Genomic DNA, 22,719 nt, shown 5'->3' on the forward strand with positions numbered 1-22,719 from the left:
GCTTGCGCCCTCCCCTTCGGCTTGCTTGCGCCCTCCCCTTCGGCTTGCTTGCGCCCTCATTTATTATGCTTTTGCCTACTTCCTCAAAAAAACTTACTATAGCGTTTCAAAGGACTCATGAGGTACATAAAATACCTGCCCTCTGCCTCGGTCTCATATCTTGCACCAGTACTTATGTACTAAATTAACCTCAGAAAAAGTTCATTTCTCTTTCGCCTAAGATTTTACACTCGGTCAACCAATTTTTAAGCGTTGAGCATTAATTCTTTAACTCGTTACTCATTACTTCAAAACTCATTACTCAACCCCCACCAGTAACTTTGGATAAAGATGCAATATCTGAGGTGTAGTGACCTCAACCCAACCTACAGGCTACTACTTTTATAGTGTTGGGTTTCGTGACCTCAACCCAACCTACAGGCTACAGCTACCTTCTTACTCATTACTTCAAAACTCATTACTTCAAAACTCATGTTTGGTGCGTTACGGGCTTCGCCCTAACACACCCTACTCATACTAGATGTTGTGAACTCGCCTAGAAAGGAAAGGGCGCAAGTATGAGCGCCCCTACCTCACATCTGCTACCAGTACTTATGTACTAATTTTTTAGGAAAAATGTTCTTTATGGTTAATTCTCTATAATCTTTGTCTCCTAGAGGTTTAACATCAATTCTTTTACTCATTACTCCTTACTCCTTACTCCTTACTTCAAGATTCATCCCCAACCAGTAACATTTGGGTTTTGATGCTTTGGTGTGAGTTTGATCTGAGTTTACCAAGCCGACTAGATAAAAATCCTCTGGCTTGGTTGATTTTTCTAAACTTATTGGAACATAATTAGTTCAGGAAAAATGTTCTGGTAAGCGGAAAAAACGACGGAGTAAACTACTAGTCAAATTATTAGGCATTCTTAAAGCAAAATTGAGGGGGAGATTCTCAATTTGTTGCTCCTCCTCCGCAATTGTAGATGCAAGAGAACGAGGCGCACGGCTGTATTCTTCTGGAAGTAAACTAGGTTTGGGTTTAGGCTTTGGTAAAAGTGCTATTTTTTGTTCAGCAATCATGGCGATTCGAGCTTGTGATATTAGTTGATCTGGATTTGTCGCTACCCATCCTCCATTTTTTAATTCTCGCCATTCAAAATGTAAATGAGGACCAGTAGACAAGCCTGTATTTCCCACTAAACCCACTACTGTACCTACTTCTATTTTTTGTCCAGGTTTAACTAAAACTTTAGAAAGATGGGCATAACGGGATTCTCTGGTGTTGTTATGGTGACGCATAATTACTGTTAAACCATAACCCCTGAGAGAACCGGCGATCGCCACTTCTCCTGAAGCTACTGCTACTACTGGTGTACCTATTGGTGCGGCAAAATCTATTCCTTCGTGAATCTGGGGAACTTGTGTCAAGGGATGGAGGCGCCAACCAAAAGGAGAACTAATTTCTGCCACTGTGGTGAGAGGAAATGCAATATCGGTATTTTGAGAAGGAATATTAACTGATTTTTGGTCGGGAATATTAACTGATTTTTGCGGTTGAGAAGGAGGACAATTACTACCAGGTAATTGTTGATTAATTATAGTTTTACAATTAGTTAATTCTTCTTTTAAAATAACTTTGGGAACATTATTTTCTTCTACTTCGTTACCATAGTCTTGGAAATCTAAATAATTATTTTTACCTGCCGCCATCAAAGTAGATTCGGGTGTTTCAGTTTTAGCATCAGCTTGTAACCAAAACCAACTAATAGATACTAAACTTAAGCTTGTCAATAAAGCAAGTCGTAAATATATAAATTTATTAACTAGAGATTTTGTCATTTCCGTTACACTTCTCACCTATGTATTCATACTTATTGATAATAACCAAGACTGATTATACCGGGTTCTAGAAAAATTTCAACACTTGCCCCAGGGGAATATAAACGCACTCCCAATTCTCCTGCTTCATTAACCCCAGTAACAACTCCTGAAAGATTACCCACAGTCACTGTTTGACCTAAATTATCAAATAATTCTAAATAAGCGGACAATAGAGATTGAATACCTTGACTTTGGTAATAATCTATGCCGTGAAAAATTCCCTGAATTGTCACAGTAGCCAACTCTTCTAGAGAAATACCATCAGCAACAGAAATCAGATTAATACCAGTAGCAGGAACAGAATTAGTATAGTTAATGCCAACTCCTATAACAACTTGAGTAATTTTTTGTTGATAAACTTTGGTTTCAATTTTAATCCCTCCTAATTTACGCTTTTGCCACACCAAATCGTTAGGCCATTTAATTAAGATAGGCAAATTAAGCAGAAAACGCAAACAACTAGCTAAACCCCAAGCTACAGCATAAGTTAGATGAGGTGCTTGATGTGGAGATATATCAGTAGATAAAGCTAGAGAAAGATAAAGTCCCCCAGGAGGAGAAGACCACACTCTCCCCCATTGTCCACGACCAGAAGTTTGAGTGAGGGCGATCGCCACTCGTGGTAAACTTGCCTTATCTGCTATTAATTCCCAAAGTTTTTGATTAGTAGAAGCAATAGAAGCAAAAATATCAATCTCAATTCCTTGGGGAATCTTTCCAGACTCCACCAGACTATTAACTAAATCTAGTAATTTTTGTTTATCCATCTGCCTATGATTGTTTTAATATGTCCAGGATTTCATTCTCCCCAATTAACCACTAGTTTTCTCAATAATTTTGACCACTCTAAGCCAAACTACCAGTGGTTGATTTTTCCTGCTGATAAATCTTACCCCTATTCACCTGCTGCTATTGTAGATTTCTGGGAAGCTTCTGTTACTGACTCTCAACCAAAACAACCAGTGGTTATTATTGCGTTTAGTGCTGGAGTAGTAGGCGCTATTGGCGCGGCTTGGGCTTTATTTTGGCGTCAAGTTCCTGTAAAAGCTATAATCGCCTTAGATGGTTGGGGGGTACCCTTATTTGGTCCTTTTCCTATACATCGTGTCAGTCACGACTATTATACCCATTGGAGTTCACAATTATTAGGTGCTGGGAGTGATAGTTTTTACGCTGAAGGACCTGTGGAACATTTAGAATTATGGGAATCTCCCCAAACAGCCAAAGGATGGTGGGTTAAAACTGATGGAGTCAAAGTTCCTACTACTGCTGCTATTTTTATTCGGGAGTTGTTAAACTTTTATCTAGGGTAAGTTTATTGCACCCCAATCACCCTACACCTTCCGCCTTCCGCCAACAGGTTTAAGCTTGTTGTCACCCCGTCAAGGGCGCAAGCCTTGCGCCCCTACTTTGCACTTTAAAACCAGCTCAAACCTATACCAAATCATAGTTTTAGATTTATTCAGCAAGCACTATCTATAAAAAAGTATAGTTAATATATAGCATTTCAAAGGACTCATGAGGTTGTACCTAACTCTCGGAGCCTCTCGGAGCCTCTCGGAGCCTCGAAAAGGATAACCTTTGTACCTCACCAGCCTTAAAAAGGCTATAAAAGCTTTAATTGGTAGCTATGACTCTGATAATTGCTACAACTAGTCAGCATAATTGTTTCTCCATCAACTGCGGTTACTGCTGTCACCTCCTCACAGGTTAACTTATCTTGCCATAAACTCTTACCCTCACTATCAACAGCGAATATTTCTCCCTGACGACTGGCAAAAAAATAACCCCAGCTTTGAGAAAGGATAAAATCGGGATTAAATGGTAGTAGCCTGTAGCCTGTAGGTTGGGCCCTTGGTCACTACACCCAACAGTATAAAAGTAGTTGTAGTTGTAGGGTGTGTTAGGGCGAAGCCCGTAACGCACCGTTAGATGAGTAATGAGTAATGAGTAATGAGTAATGAGTAATGAGTTAAAGAATTAATGCGATCGCGCTTAAAAATTGATTCTCGCCTGTTGGCCTATTTAGTACTTTTGTTCTGGTTCAAGCTTTAGGTTTTAAGTAAAATTACTTAAGTTGTGGATAATATGTATATTACTATACATTATTTTCTTAAACAAAATCTGAAAAAGCACAAACCCACAAGTTGGTGTTTTTGTCAAGTTTTATGTTAAGAAAGATGTTTATAAAGCATAGCTAAAGGAGTGGGCTTGTAACCTTATTTTTTTGGTCAAAACAATATAAATAACTCTGATAATTGCTACAACTAGTCAGCATAATTGTTTCTCCATCAACAACGGTTACTGCTGTCACCTCCTCACAGGTTAACTTATTTTGCCATAAACTCTTACCCTCACTATCAACAGCGAATATTTCTCCTTGACGACTGGCAAAAAAATAACCCCAGCTTTGAGAAAGGATAAAATCGGGATTAAATGGTAGTCTAAAACGAACAACCTTGACAGGTTTTATGTTAATCAATAATCCATTTAAACTATGAGCTTCTTTTCCTACCAAAGTATAGTTGGTTCCCATACTTCTTACTAATTGTTCACAAGCAATATTTAAAGTAAATCCCGAATACCAATCGCCTCGACGGTTAAAAAATTCAAATTTTGTCTTATTATTACCATCAAGGGAAATAGCTACTCCATGACGATTATCAAGGGTAATTAATTGAGTAGGTAGTGATGATAGTGATTTTATTACCCAGGAAGTTGTATAACCAGATTTTATTATTTCTAATTTTGGTTCCAATTGATTATAAGCTATAGCTAACCATTGATTGTTAAGAGTATAAGTTAGACTCTCACTGTTAATCGTTTTAAGATGTGTCAGTTTCTCGTTAGTGAGAGAAAAAAGATGATAACTATTTTCTTGTTGAGTCCAAATTAAACAACCCCATGAAGACAAACTGAGTTTTTTAGGCGTAGAGGGTAAAACAACCTGGTTAAAAGACTCATAAGATTGATTTTGACACCAAACACCTTGATTGTGGAGAAGATAAAGCTTTTGGGTATCTCCGGCAAGAGCAATAATTCTTTCAGAAAAGGTTTTTATTAGTTTAGATGATAACTCAAAAGAGCGATCGCTTTTAACTATTTCTGGCTTGAGTAAAAATTCCTCTGTCTTTAACACTTCTTTAGCATTTTCTAGAGATTTCTGCATTTCCTGGGCAGATTGAAAGCGATGCTGAGGTAACTTTTTTAAAGCTTTACTAATTATCGAACGCAAAACCAAGGGGACATCATCAGGAAGAGAAATAGGTTGATTAAGATGGGCGCTAATTAATTCTTGATGTGTTCCCGAAAAAGGTCTTTCTCCCATAATCAACTCATAGAGAATAATCCCCACTGCATAGAGGTCGGAGGTTACCCCATATTTACCATAAAACCTTTCTGGTGCCATATAAGCAGGGGAACCTGTATCTCCCATATTGAGAGAATTGTGTTTAGCGCCTATTTCTTTAGCGATGCCGAAATCAGCAATTTTTGCTTGCCAAGTTTGGGGTACTAAAGTTAACAAAATGTTTTCGGGTTTCAGGTCACAATGAATAATATTATGATTGTGAATATATTCTAAGCCCGAAAGTAAATCACTAATCATAGTTAAACTTTGGGACCAGGTTAAATTACCTCCTTCCATTAAATCCCGTAAACTTCCACCTTCACAATAATCCATAACTATATAGCGTTTTGAGTCATGATGTTGTAATCCTAAGCAAGCAACTATATGAGGATGATTTATACTTACTAAAAAGCGTAATTCTCTTAAAAATTGCTGCGTAGTGGAACGTTTTTGGGCTACGATTTTCACAGCTACTAGAGTTTGTTGCTGATAATCATAGGCACAAAAAACTTGACCATACTGTCCTTGTCCAATTAAAGCTAAGAGATAATAGTTAGAGATTTTCTTTAATCTCATTATATTGAATGGTTGTGATTGCTGGGATTTTTTCATCAATTTTTGAGCATTTCAAGTTCAGTGGCAGTAATTTAGCTTCTTCCGTATTCTCATATCTTGCACGCAAGTGCAAAAGTACTGAAATTCGCCAACAGGCGAGAATCAATTTTTAAGCGCGATCGCATTAATTCTTTAACTCATTACTTCAAGACTTCAAGACTCAAATAATTACTTCAAGACTTCAAGACTTCAAGACTCATTCTCATTACTCATTCTCATTACTCATTACTTCAAAACTCATTACTTCAAAACTCATTACTCATTATTCATCCACCAGTAACATTAGGTATAGATGCTTTGGTGTGAGTTCAAGGGAATAGGGAGCTTATCATAGCATCGGCAGCAATTCTTACAAATAAATACAATTTACCCCCAAATGCTAAGAGAGCCAAATTAAGTATAAATACTGGAAGAATCATTCGCGCCTTCGCGCATTCTAAGTGTCTCCTCCTCTTCACAGTTCAATTTAGATACACAAAAGCAGCTTATCTGTTTGGAATTTACAATATAATAATTTTAAAAAACTGCCAAAAATTTCCTTATTCAACGATAAACTACCTCTGGCCAATCTGCTTCTCGATAATAATTAATCATATTATCAAATTTGTGTAACTGTACACGTTCAATTTTCAGTGTAGAAGTATCTACATCTATCAATTGTTGATTTATGGTATCTACGCTTTGAATCAGTTTTTCTGAGATACTGCCAGAAGGGGTTTTTACTTCTGGGGAAATTTCTCCGAAGTAGCCTATAGTAATATGAGCTGTAAAAGGATATTGTTGTTGGACTCCCAAGGCGATTAAATTGCGATTTTGATAGATTGATTGTCGTAATTGACTAATTTGCTGATAATCTGCCTCTGTTTTCGCTACTAGAGAAATTGCCACAGCGCGAGGGAAAATAGTAACACCGAGGATTTGAAATTCTAAGGGATTAGTGGCTGTTTGTATTTTTTTATATTCTATAAAACTTTTGTTTACTTGTTGTCTCAGATTATTTTCAAACTCTGGATTATCTTTGATACCAGCTAAATAGTTATTTTCCCAAATTAAATCAGCAATTGTTAAATGAAAGCTTTCTAATGGTAACATTACCAGTAATTCTGGGGGAAGATTTTGGTTGAGTTGTTGCTTTAATGATTCAATTTGATTATAAAATTCTTGATTAAGATTATCTACCTCACAGGTGGGAGTCATAACTGTGTAGCCGGGAAAATTTACGGCTTTTCCCTGTTCAAATTTGGCTGATTTTTGGATATGGTTAAGTTGTATCTGATAATTTGCTTGCAAAGTCATAGGTACAACTCGGTTAATATAATCTTGATAGGTTTCGTTCACACTCTTATTCCTCCTAGGTTTACATCTATGCCAATTTATTTTTTTTGGGGAGAAGATGATTTTGCTCTCAATCGAGCAATTCAGGAAATTAAAGCAAAAGTTGTTGATCCTCAATGGTTATCTTTTAACTATGATAAGATTTCTGGTTCAGAATCAACAGGAGTTATTACTGCTCTAAATCAAGCCATGAGTCCAGTTTTTGGTACAGGTAAGCGCTTAGTTTGGTTGGTCAACACTACTATAGGACAACAATGTTCTCAGGATTTATTATCAGAATTAGAACGTACTCTTCCCCAAATTCCAGAGGACGTTTATTTGATATTTAGTGCTCAAAAAAAGCCTGATGGCCGCCTTAAGTCAACAAAATTGTTACAAAAGTTAGCGGACGTTAGGCAATTTTCTTTGCTTTCTCCCTGGGAAACTGAGAGTATTTTAAACAAAGTAAAGCAAGTGGCTCAAGAGTTAGATGTGAAACTAACACCATTAGCGACTGAACTTTTGGCTTCATCTGTAGGCAATCATACCAGACAATTGTACAACGAATTGGAGAAGTTAAGTCTGTATCAAAATAGTCAAACATCGCCTTTGACTCTAGAGGAGATCGCACCTTTGATTAACTCGACTACAGAAAATAGTTTACAACTTGCTGCCGCTATTCGTCTGGGTAAGTCTGCCGAAGCTTTAAATCTAGTCACAGAATTAATTAATCGCAATGAACCAGCTTTAAAGATTGTCGCGACTCTTGTCTCACAATTTCGTACTTGGGCTATGGTTAAAATTATGCTGGAAAATGGCGAAGAAGATTACAAAATTATTGCCAATTTTGCTGGTATTAGTAATCCAAAACGTATTTATTTTCTCCGTAAAGAAATAGAGGGTTGTATGGCTAAGGATTTATTGGCAACTTTACCTGTGTTGTTGCAACTAGAACATAGTTTAAAAAGAGGTGCTGAACCTTTAGGGACTTTTAAAACTGGGATTATTGAACTCATCGGCTGTTTTCGTCCACCAAGCTAAAGCGTATGGTTGTTGTTTGTAATTGAGTTGACGGCGATAGTCTACACGAATTTTGTATTTACCATCGGTGGGAACTTGACAAAATATGTGCTCAACACTATCGTTGAGACTGCGAGACGCACAGATACTATTTTCTATTTTTTCATTGTCTTCTGACATTAAGTAAATATCTAAATTGTTTAAACCGCGATCGCGAAAACTTTCCCCGATATCGTACTGTTGATTGTTATTATCATCTTTCAGTTCTACTACCCGGTCCCAAGCTAGGGTAATTGATACATAAGAACCTTTAGCCAACGGCTCATTGATTACATAATCTTGGTGATTATGGGCCGTTACTGTGTTATAGTCCCAACCTATATTATTTACTGGTATTATTGGCTCAAACTGTCCGGCACTAAATTGTTGATAGGCACGCCAAACATTGAGATGTCCTGTTCCCATCTCAAAGTCTAGGGGGATTCTGTCACTATGATAGGCGTCTGATTCTAGCCAAGTATGGTTGTTTTTCCCTAGGGTAGTTCTTTCCATGCCTAGGAAGTTTCCATCCCCTGTGTCCGCAATTTTATCGGCTGAGTTGAGTAAAACTGCTTTCATTACTTCGTGTCTTCTAGAGTCTAAACTCCAGTTAGCTTCTTCATTTGCTAAACGGCGATCGCCGTATTCCTGTAACAAGGCTACTGAGGCGGTAATGTGGGGTGCCGCAAAGCTAGTTCCGCTTACTTCCTGTAGTTCCCCATATAAGTCATACACCGCAATGTTATGGCCTGGTGCCACTAAACTTACTGCCCTTCTTAAACCTGTATTTATTTCTTTTTCTATCAAACGACGTCCTATTCCTTCTGGCTGACTGCTTAGATTCGCAAAGTCTACTTTTACATATTTTTGATTGCGCATTGTTGTATAGGCTGTGGTAATCCCATTGTAATTGTCAGTAGGGATGGCAATTCCCCCTCTCCCTTGATTACCTGCAATTACATATAAACTATTGTGTACTCTAGCAGACCAGTCAATACACTGAGTCAATAAAGCATTACCATCTAATTTTGGCTCTTCTCTTTCGTCTTCTCTTAGGGATTCACCAAAGCTAAAATTTATCGCACGCACATCTTGACCATGTTGTTGAGCAATATGTTGAGTGGTTAAACATTCTTGAGATTGTCCACCTCCTCTTATTTGACCAACTGCGGCAGCATACAGAGAAGCTGCTGGTGCAACTCCTAATAATCTTTTGTCCTGGGAAACCATCACCATGGCTACCATATTCGCATGATGATCCACTGCCTGATTAGGTTTGGCTAGGCCATCGCGGTAAAATATTCCTGCTAAATCCAGCACTTCTCCAGATTTAGCTATTTTATCCCAGCCAAATTGCGGTGGTCTCCCAATTTCTACTTGACCAATTCCAATTTTACGACCTTTTAAGTTATAGGGAGCATTGTGTAGGGTAGTTGCGTTAATACCACTTCTTTTTACTGAATACTCTAAAGCATTAACTGGTATAATTAAACACATACCCACTATAGTTAGGGTAATTTCCCTCCATTTTTTGACCATTTTTTCACCTCTTGGTAGTAATTACCGTACTTATCCCTGAAAACACTTGCAAAAATAACCTAGTATGAGTTATAAATAAATAATAATACTTTCCCACCTAAATTCAGACTATACTAAATATATTAGGCAACTTCATCGATGGTGGGAAAATGATAACAAACAGAACATTTGTACAATAAGTTATTTTTAGAAGATTAGTGTATGACTAACCAAGTCGCTCACCCTATGGTGAAATTTCAACGTAAAGTATCTTCACTGGTTGATGCTAAAATACTAAAACCAACCGATAATATTGCTAAAGTCGCTCTACTATACGGCGATAAATGGCCATATTGGAAAAAAGAATTACTAGAATTTGGCTTTTCAATGCAAGATCCAGTAAAGGAGGTACTAATAGTAGACGCATGGGACGAAGAATAGGAAAACAAATAGTAACAAGATAAGTAATAAATAGCTTAGTCCCTAACTTTCGCCGATTCTTGGGAAATTCTTAAAAAACTAAAGTTTCACTAAAAATTGAAATTCCCGCTTTTGTATAAAAATGGGGATGAATGAATGTGAATCAATACTGTATAAAAAGCCCCATCAGCTTGGTGTTCGTGATGGGGTGATCTCACATATTGCATCTTTTCCAAAAGTTGCGGGTGAAGGGGAAGGGGGAATTAGGTGTTAAGTATTGATACTTAATTTTTCTAGGGGATTATTGAGTACTAAAGTACTGGTGCTTTGATATGAGGGAAGTGGGAAATAAATGAACTATCAACCAGAACAATTGTTGGAGATAGCCAAAAAGTACGGTGTTGAGGAAGCAGAAGTATATCAAGTAAATTCGCAATCTCAACCAGTATTTTTTGAAGGCAATCGTCTCAAACAAATAGAAACAAGCCAATCCCAGGGGACTGCCTTAAGATTATGGAAAGAGGGGAAACCAGGATTAGCAGTAGGATATGGAGAGGTTGAAGGGGAAATGTTAGTAGAAAAAGCGATCGCCATATCCCAACTAAATCCACCAGAGACACCAGAATTACTAAGGGAAAAACAAGCAATATATCCAGTGATAGGGGAGAAGATAGCGGTTAAAGAGTTGGTAGAAATGGGCAATGAGGCGATCGCCAAAATTAGAGAAGCTTATCCTGAAGTTATTTGTAGTGCGGAACTAGAATCGGAAACAGAAACAACTACTCTTGTAAATACCAGAGGGTTATACTGTCAATACAGTGAGAGAGAGAATAGTTGCTATTTAGAAGTAGAATTAGTAAGAGGAGAAGACTTTCTTGGTATTTACGAAGGAGAAGATAGTAATAGTCAAATAAATGTTGATAAAATTGTTACGAAAATTCAGCAACATTTACAATGGTCAGAAAAGACAACAGAAGCAGTTGCAGGGAAACAACCAATTTTATTTACAGCTAATGCGGCATCATTACTCTGGGGAAGTATAGTAGCAGCTTTAAACAGTAAAAGAGTCTTAGAAAAATCATCTCCTTGGAGTGATAAACAGGGAGAAAAAGTTCTCAGCGAAATATTAACCCTAAGACAAAACCCTAACTTACCGGGGGTAAATTGTCCCTTTGATGATGAAGGTACAGCTACTCAAGAATTACTACTAATAGAAAGAGGAAGATTACAAGAATTTTATCGGGACCGGACTATGGGAAGAAAATTGAACCAAGAAAGCACAGGCAATGGTTTTCGTCCCAGTTTAGGTCATTATCCTACACCAGAACTAGTTAATTTAAGTGTAGAACCAGGAGAAAAGAATCTTAACCAACTAATTAAACAATTAGATGAAGGTATAGTTATTGAACAAATCTTAGGAGAGGGACCAGATATTTCTGGAGATTTTTCGATAAATCTAGACCTAGGCTACCGTGTCAAAAATGGAGAAATCATCGGTCGAGTTAAAGATACTATGGTAGCTGGCAATGTGTATAATACCCTTAATCAAGTTATTGCTTTAGGTAATGATGCTAATCCCTACGACTTCTACCACACACCATCTATAATTACAGAGGGTTTATCAGTAGTTAGTTAACTATGGGAATCTAATTTATAACAAGATAAGTAGGTGGGCTTAATTAAAATTTAAGTCTGGCCATATCTGATAAATATGATCTAACCATTAAAAAATGATCGCTTTACGCACATCTTCCACCAACATCAAAAATGAGTATTAATACTCAATAAAACCTAATACTGCTCGGTTAAGGAGACAATAAAACAGATTCGCGTTTAAGCAACGGGAACTAAATAGTTATAGTAATTAGGAGAAAATCAGGAAAGTTGGTAACTTTACAATGACAAAGACTTTTTACCGTGGCACTGTTTAAATTTTCTACCACTTTTACACCAACAAGGTTCATTCTTTTTCGGTTGGAGGGGTGGTAACATATCCCCATCTGTATAAAACCATTTGCCTTTTTCTTTGATAAAGTGCGATCGCTCGTGGAGTTGGGCGACAGATGTTCCTTGTTGATATACCGCAACAAACTCAACAATACCTGTTTGATCTTCGGGTTGGCCTGCAACGGTTCCAACTACAGTTAAACCAATCCATTTAAGACTGTTAGCGGTAGATGCGATCGCTTTTCGGCTATTAGGTTGGCGACGACTGGGATGTTCAGTATCGAATAAGTAATCGATATTTTTGAGACAGTAGGCAGTGTAACGCGATCGCATTAGTTTCTCGGCAGTTGAGGCATTTGATTGTCTTTTGAGATAAACATCACAGCATTGGGTTAATGACTTTTGACTTCCACAGGGGCAAGGCATTGAAGAAAGGCGATCGCCAGAGATGAGCATAATTAGACTCCGACTTTAAATTCGTTATTTCTTTTCATAACAATAATGGTTCTGAGCAATTGTGTTATTTTTTTATTGTACTAAACCCCAGCAGCAAAAACTTGTTCAGCAGTTAGATCCAAATCTGGAAATGCAGTAGATAAAATGCGATCGCCTTGGCGAAACTGTTTGAGTTCATATTCTCCATTCTCCAGTCTACAAACTGTAATCGTTGGTTGTTTTGGCGAACCAATATAACGCCGACCACCTATTGCGCTCTGTAAATCTTATAAATATTAATACTTTGGCTCCATTTTCTAATAATTCCACTACGTCAGAAGGCTGAATACCTGGTTGATGCCTGGTACCAGTTTCTCTCCAATCCCATTCTCTGGAACCACCCGGGAAAACTTTAACATCTTTATAAGTTTTTTCTCCATCGACTGTAATTTGTCCCCATTTTAAATTAGTAATGGCGGGAGAACGGCGTTCAATATTAGTCATTTTTACTATCTTGTCTTGCTTGCTTTACAAAAGAGGTGTTACACTATTGGTACATGAGCAAATCATCTTGCTACCAATTAGCGACCAGTTTGTTCTCGAAATACCGAACTAGTGAGGGATTGAGAGAAATGGGCGATACTGGATTTGAACCAGTGACGTCCTGCTTGTAAGGCAGGCGCTCTACCGCTGAGCTAATCGCCCTTGTTTTTTCGTACTTATTTACAATAGCATACTTTTCTTTGAATAGCAAGAATATAAATTATTTTTTTTTAGAGATAGAATAAATAACAGTTGATTTGGCCATAAATATGCCATGCCATCTGGTGCTACTCACGATCGCATAACCCTATGGATATTACCCTGTCTAGTTATTCTTGCCTGGTTTTTAACTAGAAATGGAGAGATAGTATTGTTATTACTGCTGGGGTTTCTCTTTAGTGGTTTAATGTTTGGTCCAGACTTAGATATTTATTCAGTACAATTTAAACGATGGGGTAAACTACGCTTTATTTGGCTACCCTATCAAAAGCTAATCAAACATCGTTCTCTACTATCTCACGGTTTATTGATTGGTACTTGTTTAAGAGTAATTTATCTTCTGACTATAGTTACTGTCACCAGTATGGTGGGGGTAGGAGTTGCCCAACTTATTTGGAGTTTTGAGTGGAATTGGGGAGAATTTAGGAATAAATTAGTTACTTTAGCCATTGGAGATTATAAAGCACATTTTCTCGCCCTATACCTAGGCTTAGAAATAGGTGCCATCAGTCATATTTTCAGTGATTTACTAGTTTCTCACTATAAGCGCCGCAGTAAAAGAAAGAGTCAAAAAACGCCAAGAGGGAAATCATCAAAGACGAAAAAAAGTAGATAATTAAAGGAGTGCTCAATATATGTTGCCATCAAAAATCATGCCTGAAACAACCTATAGAATGATTTTAGCTTCTCTAGAAGATTTAATTAAAGTAGTCGCTCAACTCAGAGATCCAGAAACGGGATGTCCTTGGGATTTAGCCCAAACTCCTCAAAGCTTGATTCCCTATATCATAGAGGAAGCTTATGAAGTTGTAGACGCCTTAGAAAGCGAAGATCCTGAAGCCATTGTAGAAGAGTTAGGAGACTTATTACTCCAAGTGGTTTTACAAGCGCAGATTGCCAGTGAGAAGAATGAGTTTAATTTATCAGAAGTAGCTAAAGGAATAACAGAAAAGTTAATCCGCCGCCATCCCCACGTATTTGGTAATATTCAAGTAAATGACGTGGCAGAAGTTAGAAATAACTGGGAAAAAATTAAACAGGAAGAAAAGGGAGAAAATCAAGTAAATCAGGAACTTCTGAGTAGTCAATTAAAAAAATATGTACGCAGTCTACCGCCATTAATGGCAACACATAAAATTTCTACAAAAGCAGCAAAAGCAGGTTTTGAATGGGAAAATGTAGATGGGGTTTGGCAAAAATTTCATGAAGAGTTTGATGAGTTTAAAACCGCATTAGCTGAAGAAAGCAAAGAAAACCAACAGGCAGAATTAGGAGACTTATTATTTACCCTGACTAATATAGCTAGATGGTATGATCTAGATTGTACCCAAGCTTTGCAAGGTACTAATCGACGTTTTATACAGAGATTATCGAAAATAGAATCTTTTGCAGATCGTCCTTTGTGCCAATATTCTCTAGAAGAATTAGACACATTATGGAAACAAGCAAAAGTGGAACTAACAAAATTACCAGATGAAAACAAGTAACAAAGAACCTAAGTTAGAATCAAAGGCTGAAAAAACGAATAAATGGCAAATAATCAAAGAAAATAGTCAAACAGTGCTAATTTCTTTAGTTTTAGCCTTAATAATTCGCGTATTTATCGCCGAACCTCGTTATATTCCCTCAGAATCAATGTTACCAACCTTAGTAGAAGGAGATCGCCTAGTCATTGAAAAGGTTTCCTATCATTTTCATTCCCCTCAACCAGGAGATATTGTGGTTTTTCACCCACCGCCACAACTACAGCTACAAGGTTATGATGCAGACCAAGCTTTTATCAAGAGAGTAATCGCCACTGGTGGAGAAACTGTAATGGTCGCTGAAGGTAAAACTTATATTGATGAACAACCTTTAGAAGAGAACTATCTCTTGGAGTCACCTAATTATCAACTATACCCTGTAAAAGTTCCTCCCAACTATATATTTGTGATGGGAGACAACCGTAACAACAGTAATGACTCTCACGTTTGGGGATTTCTACCAGAGGAAGAAATTATTGGCCGCGCTGTATTTCGTTTTTGGCCATTTAACCGTATAGGTATTATTTAACTATTTTCCTCTGTTTCATCTTTACCCTCAATTTCACCCTTAAAAGACTTGAGAGTTTTACCCAGAGAACTACCTATTTCAGGTATTTTTTTTGGTCCTAGGATTAACAATAACACAAACAAAATTACACCAACTTCAGCCCAACCTAATCCAAACATTGATCTCTACTCTTTTTTAACTCTTTTTTTGATGATACCAACAACTATCTTAGCCCAAAAATAAACAATGAGAGAAACACATTCTAATCAATTGAAAGCACAACTTCATCCTTCGATAAATCAACTAGCAGATATAATTGTATCTGCTTGGCAAAATAATCTAGATTTATCCTCTTACCATGTACCAGAAGAATTAGGCTATATAGAAGGAAGACTAGAAGGGGAAAAACTAACAATTGAAAATCTTTGTTACCAAAGTCGAGAATTTCGTAAAATGCACCTAGAATTGGCTAAAGTTGGGACAAGCTTAGATATTCTACACTGTGTAATGTTCCCTCGTATAGAATATTCATTACCTATGTTTGGCTGTGATATTGTCGCCGGAAAAGGACAAATTAGCGCGGCTATAGTTGATTTATCCCCCCTCAACTCAGAGAAAACTTTGCCTACTGATTACCAGCAAGCTTTAACTCAATTACCAGAGTTAGAATTTAGCCAAATCAGAGATTTACCAGAATGGGGAGATATTTTCTCTGAATTTGTCTTATTTATCAGACCGAGTAATAGTGAGGAGATGGATAAATTTATCAACAGAGTTGCAGATTTTCTAAAAATTCATACCTCATTAGCTAGAAATAGTGAATCAGTTTCCCAGGAGGAGAAAGCAGCTAATTTAGCGGCACATCAATACTATTGTCATAAACAGCGTAAAAATGATAAAACTCGTAGAGTGTTAGAAAAAGCTTTTGGTGAAGATTGGGCTGATAAATATCTTAATAATATTTTATTTGATTTACCTGCATAAAACCTCAGCAGATTGTAGGGTGCGGATTAGCATAGATAACACTTGGGAATTCAGCATGATATAATTAATTGCCGTAACGCACCATTAATTCTTGTACCTAGAAAATAATCCACAAAAATACATTATTCACAATTAAGTAATTTTTCTGAAAACTTTTCCCGGTTCTCCCTTCTAATATGACCTGGTGCGTTACTAATATAATTTGGTGCGTTACGCGCAAAGCGCACTTCGCACCCTACAAGTTACTCCCAAGTACAAGCTACAATCCGTAGGGTGCGGATTAGCATAGATAACACTTAGGAATTCACCATGATATAATTAATTGCCGTAACGCACCATTAATTCTTGTACCTAGAAAATAATCCACAAAAATACATTATTCACAATTAAGTAATTTTTCTGAAAACTTTTCCCGGTTCTCCCTTCTAATATGACCTGGTGCGTTACTAATATAATTCGGTGCGTTACGCGCAAAGCGCACTTCGCACCCTACAAGCTACAAGCTGAGTTAGCTTTTCACCAAGGTTAATTAGAATTATTCTTTTTCAGGCGATCGCCATCAATCAAAGCCTAGGGCGATCGCATATCTTGTAGGTTGGGCAGGGAGATAACCCAACAATTTATCAGTGCGATCGCCTATCTTGTAGGTAGGGAGATAACCCTACCTACAGGTTACTGGCTTCTTACTCATTACTCATTACTTATTACTTCAAAACTCATCTAGCGGTGCGTTACGCGCTCCCGGCGCTAACACACCCTACAGAAAGCTGATTGACTTTTATACTCTGGTTGACAATTAATATTTTCAATGCGATCGCCTATCTTGTAGGTTGGGCCCTTGGTCACTCCACCCAACAGCATATCTATCTTGTAGGTTGGGCCCTTGGTAACGAAACCCAACAATTGATCCGATTGTTTCCCACCGTTATGTGTTAGGTTGCACAACCTTTAACCGCGTCAAGGGGTGAATCTTATTTTATTCCTATGCCATATTATGACGATTGTGGGTAACAAGGGTCAAAAAATAAATTGTACCCGGAGTTTTTCCTCGACGATATTTCATAATATTGACAACACAATTCCTGATATTTGTGTTGGGTTTCGTGCCTCAACCCAACCTACGTTGATAATTTTATCCTGGTGCGCTCTTATAATATGATTCGGTGCGTTACGCGCTCCTTTGCACTTCACACCCTACGGGTTTTGAGGCATACGATACATTCTTTCTTCAATGTCTTGCCAAGTCTGAGGTGTAACTAAATTAGCTGCTTCTTTACATTTTAAAATTAGATTATATAGATAAAAATATTCTCGGTCTATTTCTTCTAATTCCTCAAAAGATAAATTAATCATATCTAAATTGAGACTAAATGCAGTTACCCAAGTAGTTAAGAATTTCTTAGTAGGGTGCGGATTAGCATAGATAACACTTAGGAATTCACCATGATATAATTAATTGCCGTAACGCACCATTAATTCTTGTCTCTTGAAAATAATCTCTTAAAAAATACACTCATCACAATCAAGTAATTTTGCTTTTCCCGGTTCTCCCTTCTAATATGACCTGGTGCGGTACTAATATAATTCGGTGCGTTACGCGCTTCGCACGCTTCGCACCCTACAAGCTGATTAAAGAATTAGATAAAAGATTAGTGAAAGCTGAGTTAGCTTTTCACCAAGGTTAATTAGAATTATTCTTTTTCAGGCGATCGCCATCAATCAAAGCCTAGGGCGATCGCATATCTTGTAGGTTGGGCAGGGAGATAACCCAACAATTTATCAGTGCGATCGCCTATCTTGTAGGTAGGGAGATAACCCTACCTACAGGTTACTGGCTTCTTACTCATTACTCATTACTTATTACTTCAAAACTCATCTAGCGGTGCGTTACGCGCTCCCGGCGCTAACACACCCTACAGAAAGCTGATTGACTTTTATACTCTGGTTGACAATTAATATTTTCAATGCGATCGCATATCTTGTAGGTTGGGCCCTTGGTCACTCCACCCAACACTTATCATGAAAATAGTGCGATCGCATATCTTGTAGGTTGGGCCCTTGGTAACGAAACCCAACAGCATATCTATCTTGTAGGTTGGGCCCTTGGTAACGAAACCCAACAATTGATCCGATTGTTTCCCACCGTTATGTGTTAGGTTGCACAACCTTTAACCGCGTCAAGGGGTGAATCTTATTTTATTCCTATGCCATATTATGACGATTGTGGGTAACAAGGGTCAAAAAATAAATTGTACCCGGAGTTTTTCCTCGACGATATTTCATAATATTGACAACACAATTCCTGATATTTGTGTTGGGTTTCGTGCCTCAACCCAACCTACGTTGATAATTTTATCCTGGTGCGCTCTTATAATATAATTCGGTGCGTTACGCGCTCCTTTGCACTTCGCACCCTACGGGTTTTGAGGCATACGATACATTCTTTCTTCAATGTTTTGCCAAGTCTGAGATGTAACTAGGTTAGCTGCTTCTTTACATTTTAAAATCAGATTATATAGATAAAAATATTCTCTGTCTATTTCTTTTAATTCCTCACGAGATAAATTAATCATCTCTAAATTGAGACTAAATGCAGTTAACCAAGTAGTTAAGAGTTTCTTAGCCAGTTGCTTTGTGTGTTTTTTTGATTTCTTAACTGTCTCTATTTCTTGATTGATTTCTTCTAGTTTTTGTTTTAACTCAGGAAAGTTTATCCCAGAAAAAAGAGGAGGTATTGACTCTAATTCTTCAATGTATTTAATCAATCTTTTGTTGGCGTTGGCGTAGGCGTAGGCGAGGGCGTAGGCTTTGGCGAGGGAGTAGGCTTTGGCGTAGGCTTTGGCGTAGGCATAGGCGTTGGCGTAGGCGTTGGCGTTGGCGTAGGCTTTGGCGAGGGCGTTGGCGTAGGCGTTGGCGAGGGCATTGGCGTAGGCATAGGCGTAGGCATAGGCGTAGGCGTTGGCGAGGGCGTTGGCGTAGGCAAAAGAAATCGCCGCTACTCTTTTAGCAACGGGAGTCAAATCAGCAGGAGAATTTTGTGTGGATTCTTCTGCCCAATCAAAAAGTTTGATTAAACGATGCTGAGATGGCAACTTTCGTAAATAATCTAAAGCTTTGTCTTCTAAAGCTAATAACAAAGTGTCAGCCCCAGTATTGCTAGTCATTAAACCTGCTATTAAAATAAATACTTCTCGCCAACCTGTGTTGGTGGCATATTGTTTCACTATTTCCTCAATTAAATTGTTATCAACAATATACTTAGCTGTTAAATATTCTTGTAAAGTCAAATGAGAAAAAGAATAAACATTATCTAATCTCTCTACTAAAATACCCTGCTGAATAGCGATCGCATTTAATACCGCTTCTCCATCTAAATTTTGTGGGGCGTGGAGATTTCTGCCTAAAAAATCCTTTATTTTCACAACTAGTTCTGATTTTTCGTAAAAGAGTTTATCTTCTACAAATCCCTCATAAGCGATTTCTGCTAACAACATTAGTTCTAAATTAGTAGTAAAATCTTGATAAATTGGATCTTTTTCTAAGCGTTTTTCTGCTGACCATTTTTCTAGAAGAATTTTGAGGGCTTCTTGATACAAATTACTAATATTTTTTGGTAAAGTTTGAGATTCATCGAATACTAAACAAATAAAGGTTAAGAGTAGAGGAGTTTTAGCTAATTCTTGTACTCCAGAATACTTAGCTAATTGGGTTAAACATTTATCTGCTGTTTCGGCGCGTTTGTCAGTATCAGAGGAGAACCAATTGTGAATGAATTGTTCAATTTGTGTTTGGTCAAAATCGGCAATAATTACATCTTCAAAGTTATTAAATTGTTGCTTGTAGGCAGCAGTTCGACAGGAGATAATAAATCTATTTTTGCTATACTTATTAATAAATTTTTGAACTTGATTAACTAGTGAATCTATAGTTTTCCTAGGAACTTCGTCTAAGCCGTCTAATAGGATTAAAAACTTACCCTGTTCTAAAGCTTGTTTAACTAATTCTTGGTTAGAGGGAAATTGACATTCTGCTAAGGTTTCAGTAATTATTGTTAATAAATCTATTTTTTTAGGATTGGAAAATGTTTTTAGTTCGATAAAAAAAGGAAAACATTTAGTATTTAGAGTTCCTTTTATGGCTTCTAGACCAACTTTTTTTAGTAAAGTTGATTTGCCGGATCCTGGTGCGCCTAATACGGTCAGATGAGGATAAGTTTTAGCGGCATCTAAACCATTTAATTTTTTCTCTTCATCGTCTTTTAACTGAGATACATTCTTGTTTTTAAAATATTCAAGAAGACCGTCAACATCTTGAAAATTTATAATTAATTCTTTTGGTAAAACTTTAACAGTAGTGTAAATATCTTCTAATTTGAGTGGTTGACGCATTCCTAACACTTTAAGCTGACCATAATCCTTATAGTATTTATTAATATATTCTTTTGAGGCTTTTTCAACTTGTTCACGACTACGGGACAAAGAAGGTAAAATCTCTAAAACTAATTCAGTAAAATTTTGCACCCACTGAGTATCTATAACTGGAGGTTGAATTCTAATAATTTGGTCTAAACTAACTGATTTAACCCCAGAGAGATTGAGAGATTGGAGAATTTGTGAAGCTGTGCCTTCAACAACTAAAAAACGACTGGTTTTACCCCCCTGAATATCTAAAGATAAATCCTGTAAGGCTTTCCAAGTTTGCCCAACTGTTCCCATTTTTAACTGTTGCTGTCTATATTCAATTAATGCTTGACGATATTCGGTGCGAGAAGCAAACTGAGAAGGTTGAAGATGATTAGGAGTTGAGGTATTTACTTGATCTTCATCTTCTCCTAAGATCATAATTACTTGCAGATGTTCATCTCCCTCTGTATTTGATAGAATTTCTTGCAACAGAGGATCAACTTTAGCTTGTTGTTGAGGGGTAAGATTCATGATTTCGTAATCATTCTGGGTTTATAAGTTGCCTACTTGAACTATACCCAATCCTTGACGTTCTCTAGGATGACCTAAATCTCGACAACGATTAAATAATTCTTCTCTTAAGTCAATAACTGTAATTTTAGGATAACGTTCTAAAAGTAAAGCTGCCACCCCAGTAACAATTGGTGCCGCCATAGAGGTGCCATCCCAAGCCTCATATCCTCCTCTTACTACGGAAGAATAAACCTGTTCACCAGGGGCAACCAGATGGGGAACAATATAATTATGGTTTTGAATGCTTAAATTACCGCTACTACTAAAACTGGCTATCCTATCACTTCTATTGGTGGCACCTACAGAAACAACAGCGCGATAATTACCAGGACTCCGAGTGCGATCGCGCCCTTCATTGCCTACAGCGCAAATGGGTAAAACACCCACTGCCAGCATATCTTCAATTATTGTTTCCATATCGGGTACAAATCCCTGTAAACCAGCAGAAATATTCACTAGGGAAACTTCGGGGTTATTAGCTACCCAATCAAGAGCTTGAACAAAGTTAGCTAATCTTCCTCTAGCCTTAGGTAACATGAGACCATTGATAACTCTTGCCTCCGGCGCTACTCCAATGCGATCGCCACAAATTAAACCAGCTACATGGGTGCCATGTCCATCGGTATCTAGAGACTTATCGAGGATCTTAACTTGGTTGTTAGGGATATCAAACTCAACTGCTTGTACAATTTTATTTCTCAAGGCAGGATGAGAACTATCAATACCTGTATCTAACACAGCTATAGTAATTCCTTTGCCTGCATAAGATATATCTTCTGGTCTAGCAATTTTCTCTAGGTGCCACAAATCTTCTGTTTCCAATTCATCTTCACTTTTATAACTAGTAGTTACTTTATGAGGTTGAATTAAGTCAATTGGTTGGTCTTTAAGTACAAAAAATTCAGGTAGTTGAGTTTGAGTCTGTTGTGCTATTTCTGGAGACATGGCCACAATCGCTGTGCCTGTAACTCCGGGTTGGTCTGGACTTTTGATGATCTTGACCTGTTCTTGATTTTGTTCTTTTGCCCAATCAATTAAATTTTGATATTGAGAATCTGAGTGGTAGATTGCTTCTACTTCTTCCGTTTGTTGCTGACGGCGATCGCTTGTTAAGCGGCGATCTATTGTACTAAGACTGTTGGCAACTAAATTAGCTTTGGGACGAATAATATATATATCCATATTTATACTAATTAACTTAATAATTATCTTTGACCTTGAAAAATTTGTTCAGCACTCAAATTTATAGCTCTACGCATTATCTCATATCAAAGCACGCAAATACAAAAGTACAGAAATTGACCAACAGGCGAGAATCAATTTTTAAGCGCGATCGCATTAATTCTTTAACTCATTACTTCAAAACTCATTACTTCATTACTCATCTGACGGTGCGTTACGGGCTTCGCCCTAACACACCCTACAACTACCACTACTTTTATAC

19 protein-coding genes and 1 tRNA gene are annotated in these 22,719 nt (G+C 37.4%); 8 read left to right on the forward strand and 12 right to left on the reverse strand.

All coding sequences use genetic code 11. From position 1 onward, the window contains the following. Positions 1–842 precede the first annotated feature (842 nt). Together MW688_RS07180 and MW688_RS07185 are read right to left on the reverse strand one after the other, a co-directional pair. Entirely contained in the window at positions 843–1,823 is a 981-nt protein-coding gene (locus MW688_RS07180) for a M23 family metallopeptidase (RefSeq protein WP_486735263.1), read from the reverse strand. Between the two features lie 32 nt (positions 1,824–1,855). Continuing rightward, positions 1,856–2,632: a biotin--[acetyl-CoA-carboxylase] ligase gene (locus tag MW688_RS07185; protein ID WP_486735264.1), complete on the reverse strand. Its 777-nt coding sequence runs from the start codon at positions 2,630–2,632 to the stop codon at positions 1,856–1,858. Between the two features lie 6 nt (positions 2,633–2,638). On the opposite strand from MW688_RS07185, the gene MW688_RS07190 reads away from it, so the two are divergent. Beyond that, positions 2,639–3,178 carry a hypothetical protein gene (locus MW688_RS07190; RefSeq protein WP_486735265.1) on the forward strand — a complete coding sequence of 180 codons (540 nt, stop codon included), beginning with the start codon at positions 2,639–2,641 and terminating at the stop codon, positions 3,176–3,178. Between the two features lie 884 nt (positions 3,179–4,062). Here the strand turns inward: MW688_RS07190 and MW688_RS07195 are convergent. Further along, entirely contained in the window at positions 4,063–5,826 is a 1,764-nt protein-coding gene (locus MW688_RS07195) for a serine/threonine-protein kinase (protein WP_486735266.1), read from the reverse strand. Positions 5,827–6,372: 546 nt separating this feature from the next. Next, on the reverse strand, positions 6,373–7,167 hold the full coding sequence (locus MW688_RS07200; protein ID WP_486735267.1) for a DUF1868 domain-containing protein: 795 nt from the start codon (positions 7,165–7,167) through the stop codon (positions 6,373–6,375). 27 nt (positions 7,168–7,194) lie between these two features. Here MW688_RS07200 and holA point away from each other — a divergent pair, with 27 nt between their 5' ends. Then, positions 7,195–8,184 (forward strand): DNA polymerase III subunit delta, encoded by a 990-nt coding sequence (gene holA, locus MW688_RS07205; protein WP_486735268.1) that lies wholly within the window; start codon positions 7,195–7,197, stop codon positions 8,182–8,184. Here holA and MW688_RS07210 read toward each other — a convergent pair. Next, positions 8,125–9,741: a S8 family serine peptidase gene (locus MW688_RS07210; RefSeq protein WP_486735269.1), complete on the reverse strand. Its 1,617-nt coding sequence runs from the start codon at positions 9,739–9,741 to the stop codon at positions 8,125–8,127. The genes holA and MW688_RS07210 overlap by 60 nt on opposite strands. 201 nt (positions 9,742–9,942) lie before the next feature. Here MW688_RS07210 and MW688_RS07215 point away from each other — a divergent pair, with 201 nt between their 5' ends. Then, a complete protein-coding gene (locus MW688_RS07215; protein ID WP_486735270.1) occupies positions 9,943–10,161 on the forward strand; it encodes a DUF4327 family protein in 219 nt (72 codons plus the stop codon). Between the two features lie 331 nt (positions 10,162–10,492). Beyond that, complete coding sequence (locus MW688_RS07220; RefSeq protein ID WP_486735271.1) at positions 10,493–11,776, forward strand: TldD/PmbA family protein; 1,284 nt, start codon at positions 10,493–10,495, stop codon at positions 11,774–11,776. Positions 11,777–12,033: 257 nt separating this feature from the next. Here MW688_RS07220 and MW688_RS07225 read toward each other — a convergent pair whose 3' ends face one another. The 3 genes from MW688_RS07225 to MW688_RS07235 form a co-directional block, all read right to left on the reverse strand. Further along, positions 12,034–12,543 carry a YchJ family protein gene (locus MW688_RS07225; RefSeq protein WP_486735272.1) on the reverse strand — a complete coding sequence of 170 codons (510 nt, stop codon included), beginning with the start codon at positions 12,541–12,543 and terminating at the stop codon, positions 12,034–12,036. A gap of 195 nt (positions 12,544–12,738) precedes the next feature. Then, a complete protein-coding gene (locus MW688_RS07230; protein ID WP_486735273.1) occupies positions 12,739–13,026 on the reverse strand; it encodes a hypothetical protein in 288 nt (95 codons plus the stop codon). Between the two features lie 129 nt (positions 13,027–13,155). After that, positions 13,156–13,227 (reverse strand) — tRNA-Val (locus tag MW688_RS07235). A gap of 112 nt (positions 13,228–13,339) precedes the next feature. Here MW688_RS07235 and MW688_RS07240 point away from each other — a divergent pair. From MW688_RS07240 to lepB, 3 genes are read left to right on the forward strand one after another with little or no spacing between them, the layout of a single operon-like run. Continuing rightward, the gene (locus MW688_RS07240; protein ID WP_486735274.1) at positions 13,340–13,900 is read left to right on the forward strand and encodes a metal-binding protein; all 561 of its coding nucleotides are present in this window, start codon (positions 13,340–13,342) and stop codon (positions 13,898–13,900) included. Positions 13,901–13,919: 19 nt separating this feature from the next. Next, complete coding sequence (gene mazG / locus MW688_RS07245) at positions 13,920–14,771, forward strand: nucleoside triphosphate pyrophosphohydrolase (RefSeq protein ID WP_486735275.1); 852 nt, start codon at positions 13,920–13,922, stop codon at positions 14,769–14,771. After that, positions 14,758–15,336 (forward strand): signal peptidase I, encoded by a 579-nt coding sequence (gene lepB, locus MW688_RS07250; RefSeq protein ID WP_486735276.1) that lies wholly within the window; start codon positions 14,758–14,760, stop codon positions 15,334–15,336. The genes mazG and lepB overlap by 14 nt, the downstream gene beginning before the upstream one ends. Here lepB and MW688_RS07255 read toward each other — a convergent pair. Next, positions 15,333–15,494, reverse strand: a complete 162-nt coding sequence (locus MW688_RS07255; protein WP_486735277.1) for a twin-arginine translocase TatA/TatE family subunit — start codon at positions 15,492–15,494, stop codon at positions 15,333–15,335. The two genes, lepB and MW688_RS07255, sit on opposite strands and share 4 nt — an antisense overlap. Before the next feature lie 67 nt (positions 15,495–15,561). On the opposite strand from MW688_RS07255, the gene MW688_RS07260 reads away from it, so the two are divergent. Next, positions 15,562–16,299 carry a phycocyanobilin:ferredoxin oxidoreductase gene (locus MW688_RS07260; RefSeq protein WP_486735278.1) on the forward strand — a complete coding sequence of 246 codons (738 nt, stop codon included), beginning with the start codon at positions 15,562–15,564 and terminating at the stop codon, positions 16,297–16,299. 1,194 nt (positions 16,300–17,493) lie between these two features. Here the strand turns inward: MW688_RS07260 and MW688_RS07265 are convergent. The 3 genes from MW688_RS07265 to MW688_RS07275 form a co-directional block, all read right to left on the reverse strand. Next, complete coding sequence (locus MW688_RS07265; RefSeq protein ID WP_486735279.1) at positions 17,494–17,652, reverse strand: NACHT C-terminal helical domain 2-containing protein; 159 nt, start codon at positions 17,650–17,652, stop codon at positions 17,494–17,496. A gap of 1,061 nt (positions 17,653–18,713) precedes the next feature. Further along, entirely contained in the window at positions 18,714–21,233 is a 2,520-nt protein-coding gene (locus MW688_RS07270; protein WP_486735280.1) for an NACHT domain-containing protein, read from the reverse strand. A 21-nt stretch (positions 21,234–21,254) separates the two neighbouring features. Next, a complete protein-coding gene (locus MW688_RS07275) occupies positions 21,255–22,457 on the reverse strand; it encodes a S8 family peptidase (RefSeq protein ID WP_486735281.1) in 1,203 nt (400 codons plus the stop codon). Positions 22,458–22,719: the final 262 nt, after the last annotated feature.

This window comes from Johannesbaptistia floridana, from assembly GCF_057440575.1.

What these genes read in the sequence shown, in the direction of transcription:
- MW688_RS07230 (WP_486735273.1), bottom strand. Translation starts at nt 13,026, where the DNA reads ATGACTAATATTGAACGCCGTTCTCCCGCCATTACTAATTTAAAATGG.
- holA (WP_486735268.1), top strand. Translation starts at nt 7,195, where the DNA reads ATGCCAATTTATTTTTTTTGGGGAGAAGATGATTTTGCTCTCAATCGA.
- MW688_RS07260 (WP_486735278.1), top strand. Translation starts at nt 15,562, where the DNA reads ATGAGAGAAACACATTCTAATCAATTGAAAGCACAACTTCATCCTTCG.
- MW688_RS07185 (WP_486735264.1), bottom strand. Translation starts at nt 2,632, where the DNA reads ATGGATAAACAAAAATTACTAGATTTAGTTAATAGTCTGGTGGAGTCT.
- MW688_RS07220 (WP_486735271.1), top strand. Translation starts at nt 10,493, where the DNA reads ATGAACTATCAACCAGAACAATTGTTGGAGATAGCCAAAAAGTACGGT.
- MW688_RS07210 (WP_486735269.1), bottom strand. Translation starts at nt 9,741, where the DNA reads ATGGTCAAAAAATGGAGGGAAATTACCCTAACTATAGTGGGTATGTGT.
- MW688_RS07190 (WP_486735265.1), top strand. Translation starts at nt 2,639, where the DNA reads ATGATTGTTTTAATATGTCCAGGATTTCATTCTCCCCAATTAACCACT.
- MW688_RS07215 (WP_486735270.1), top strand. Translation starts at nt 9,943, where the DNA reads ATGACTAACCAAGTCGCTCACCCTATGGTGAAATTTCAACGTAAAGTA.
- MW688_RS07265 (WP_486735279.1), bottom strand. Translation starts at nt 17,652, where the DNA reads ATGATTAATTTATCTTTTGAGGAATTAGAAGAAATAGACCGAGAATAT.
- MW688_RS07195 (WP_486735266.1), bottom strand. Translation starts at nt 5,826, where the DNA reads ATGAAAAAATCCCAGCAATCACAACCATTCAATATAATGAGATTAAAG.
- MW688_RS07180 (WP_486735263.1), bottom strand. Translation starts at nt 1,823, where the DNA reads ATGACAAAATCTCTAGTTAATAAATTTATATATTTACGACTTGCTTTA.
- MW688_RS07270 (WP_486735280.1), bottom strand. Translation starts at nt 21,233, where the DNA reads ATGAATCTTACCCCTCAACAACAAGCTAAAGTTGATCCTCTGTTGCAA.
- mazG (WP_486735275.1), top strand. Translation starts at nt 13,920, where the DNA reads ATGTTGCCATCAAAAATCATGCCTGAAACAACCTATAGAATGATTTTA.
- MW688_RS07240 (WP_486735274.1), top strand. Translation starts at nt 13,340, where the DNA reads ATGCCATCTGGTGCTACTCACGATCGCATAACCCTATGGATATTACCC.
- lepB (WP_486735276.1), top strand. Translation starts at nt 14,758, where the DNA reads ATGAAAACAAGTAACAAAGAACCTAAGTTAGAATCAAAGGCTGAAAAA.
- MW688_RS07275 (WP_486735281.1), bottom strand. Translation starts at nt 22,457, where the DNA reads ATGGATATATATATTATTCGTCCCAAAGCTAATTTAGTTGCCAACAGT.
- MW688_RS07225 (WP_486735272.1), bottom strand. Translation starts at nt 12,543, where the DNA reads ATGCTCATCTCTGGCGATCGCCTTTCTTCAATGCCTTGCCCCTGTGGA.
- MW688_RS07255 (WP_486735277.1), bottom strand. Translation starts at nt 15,494, where the DNA reads ATGTTTGGATTAGGTTGGGCTGAAGTTGGTGTAATTTTGTTTGTGTTA.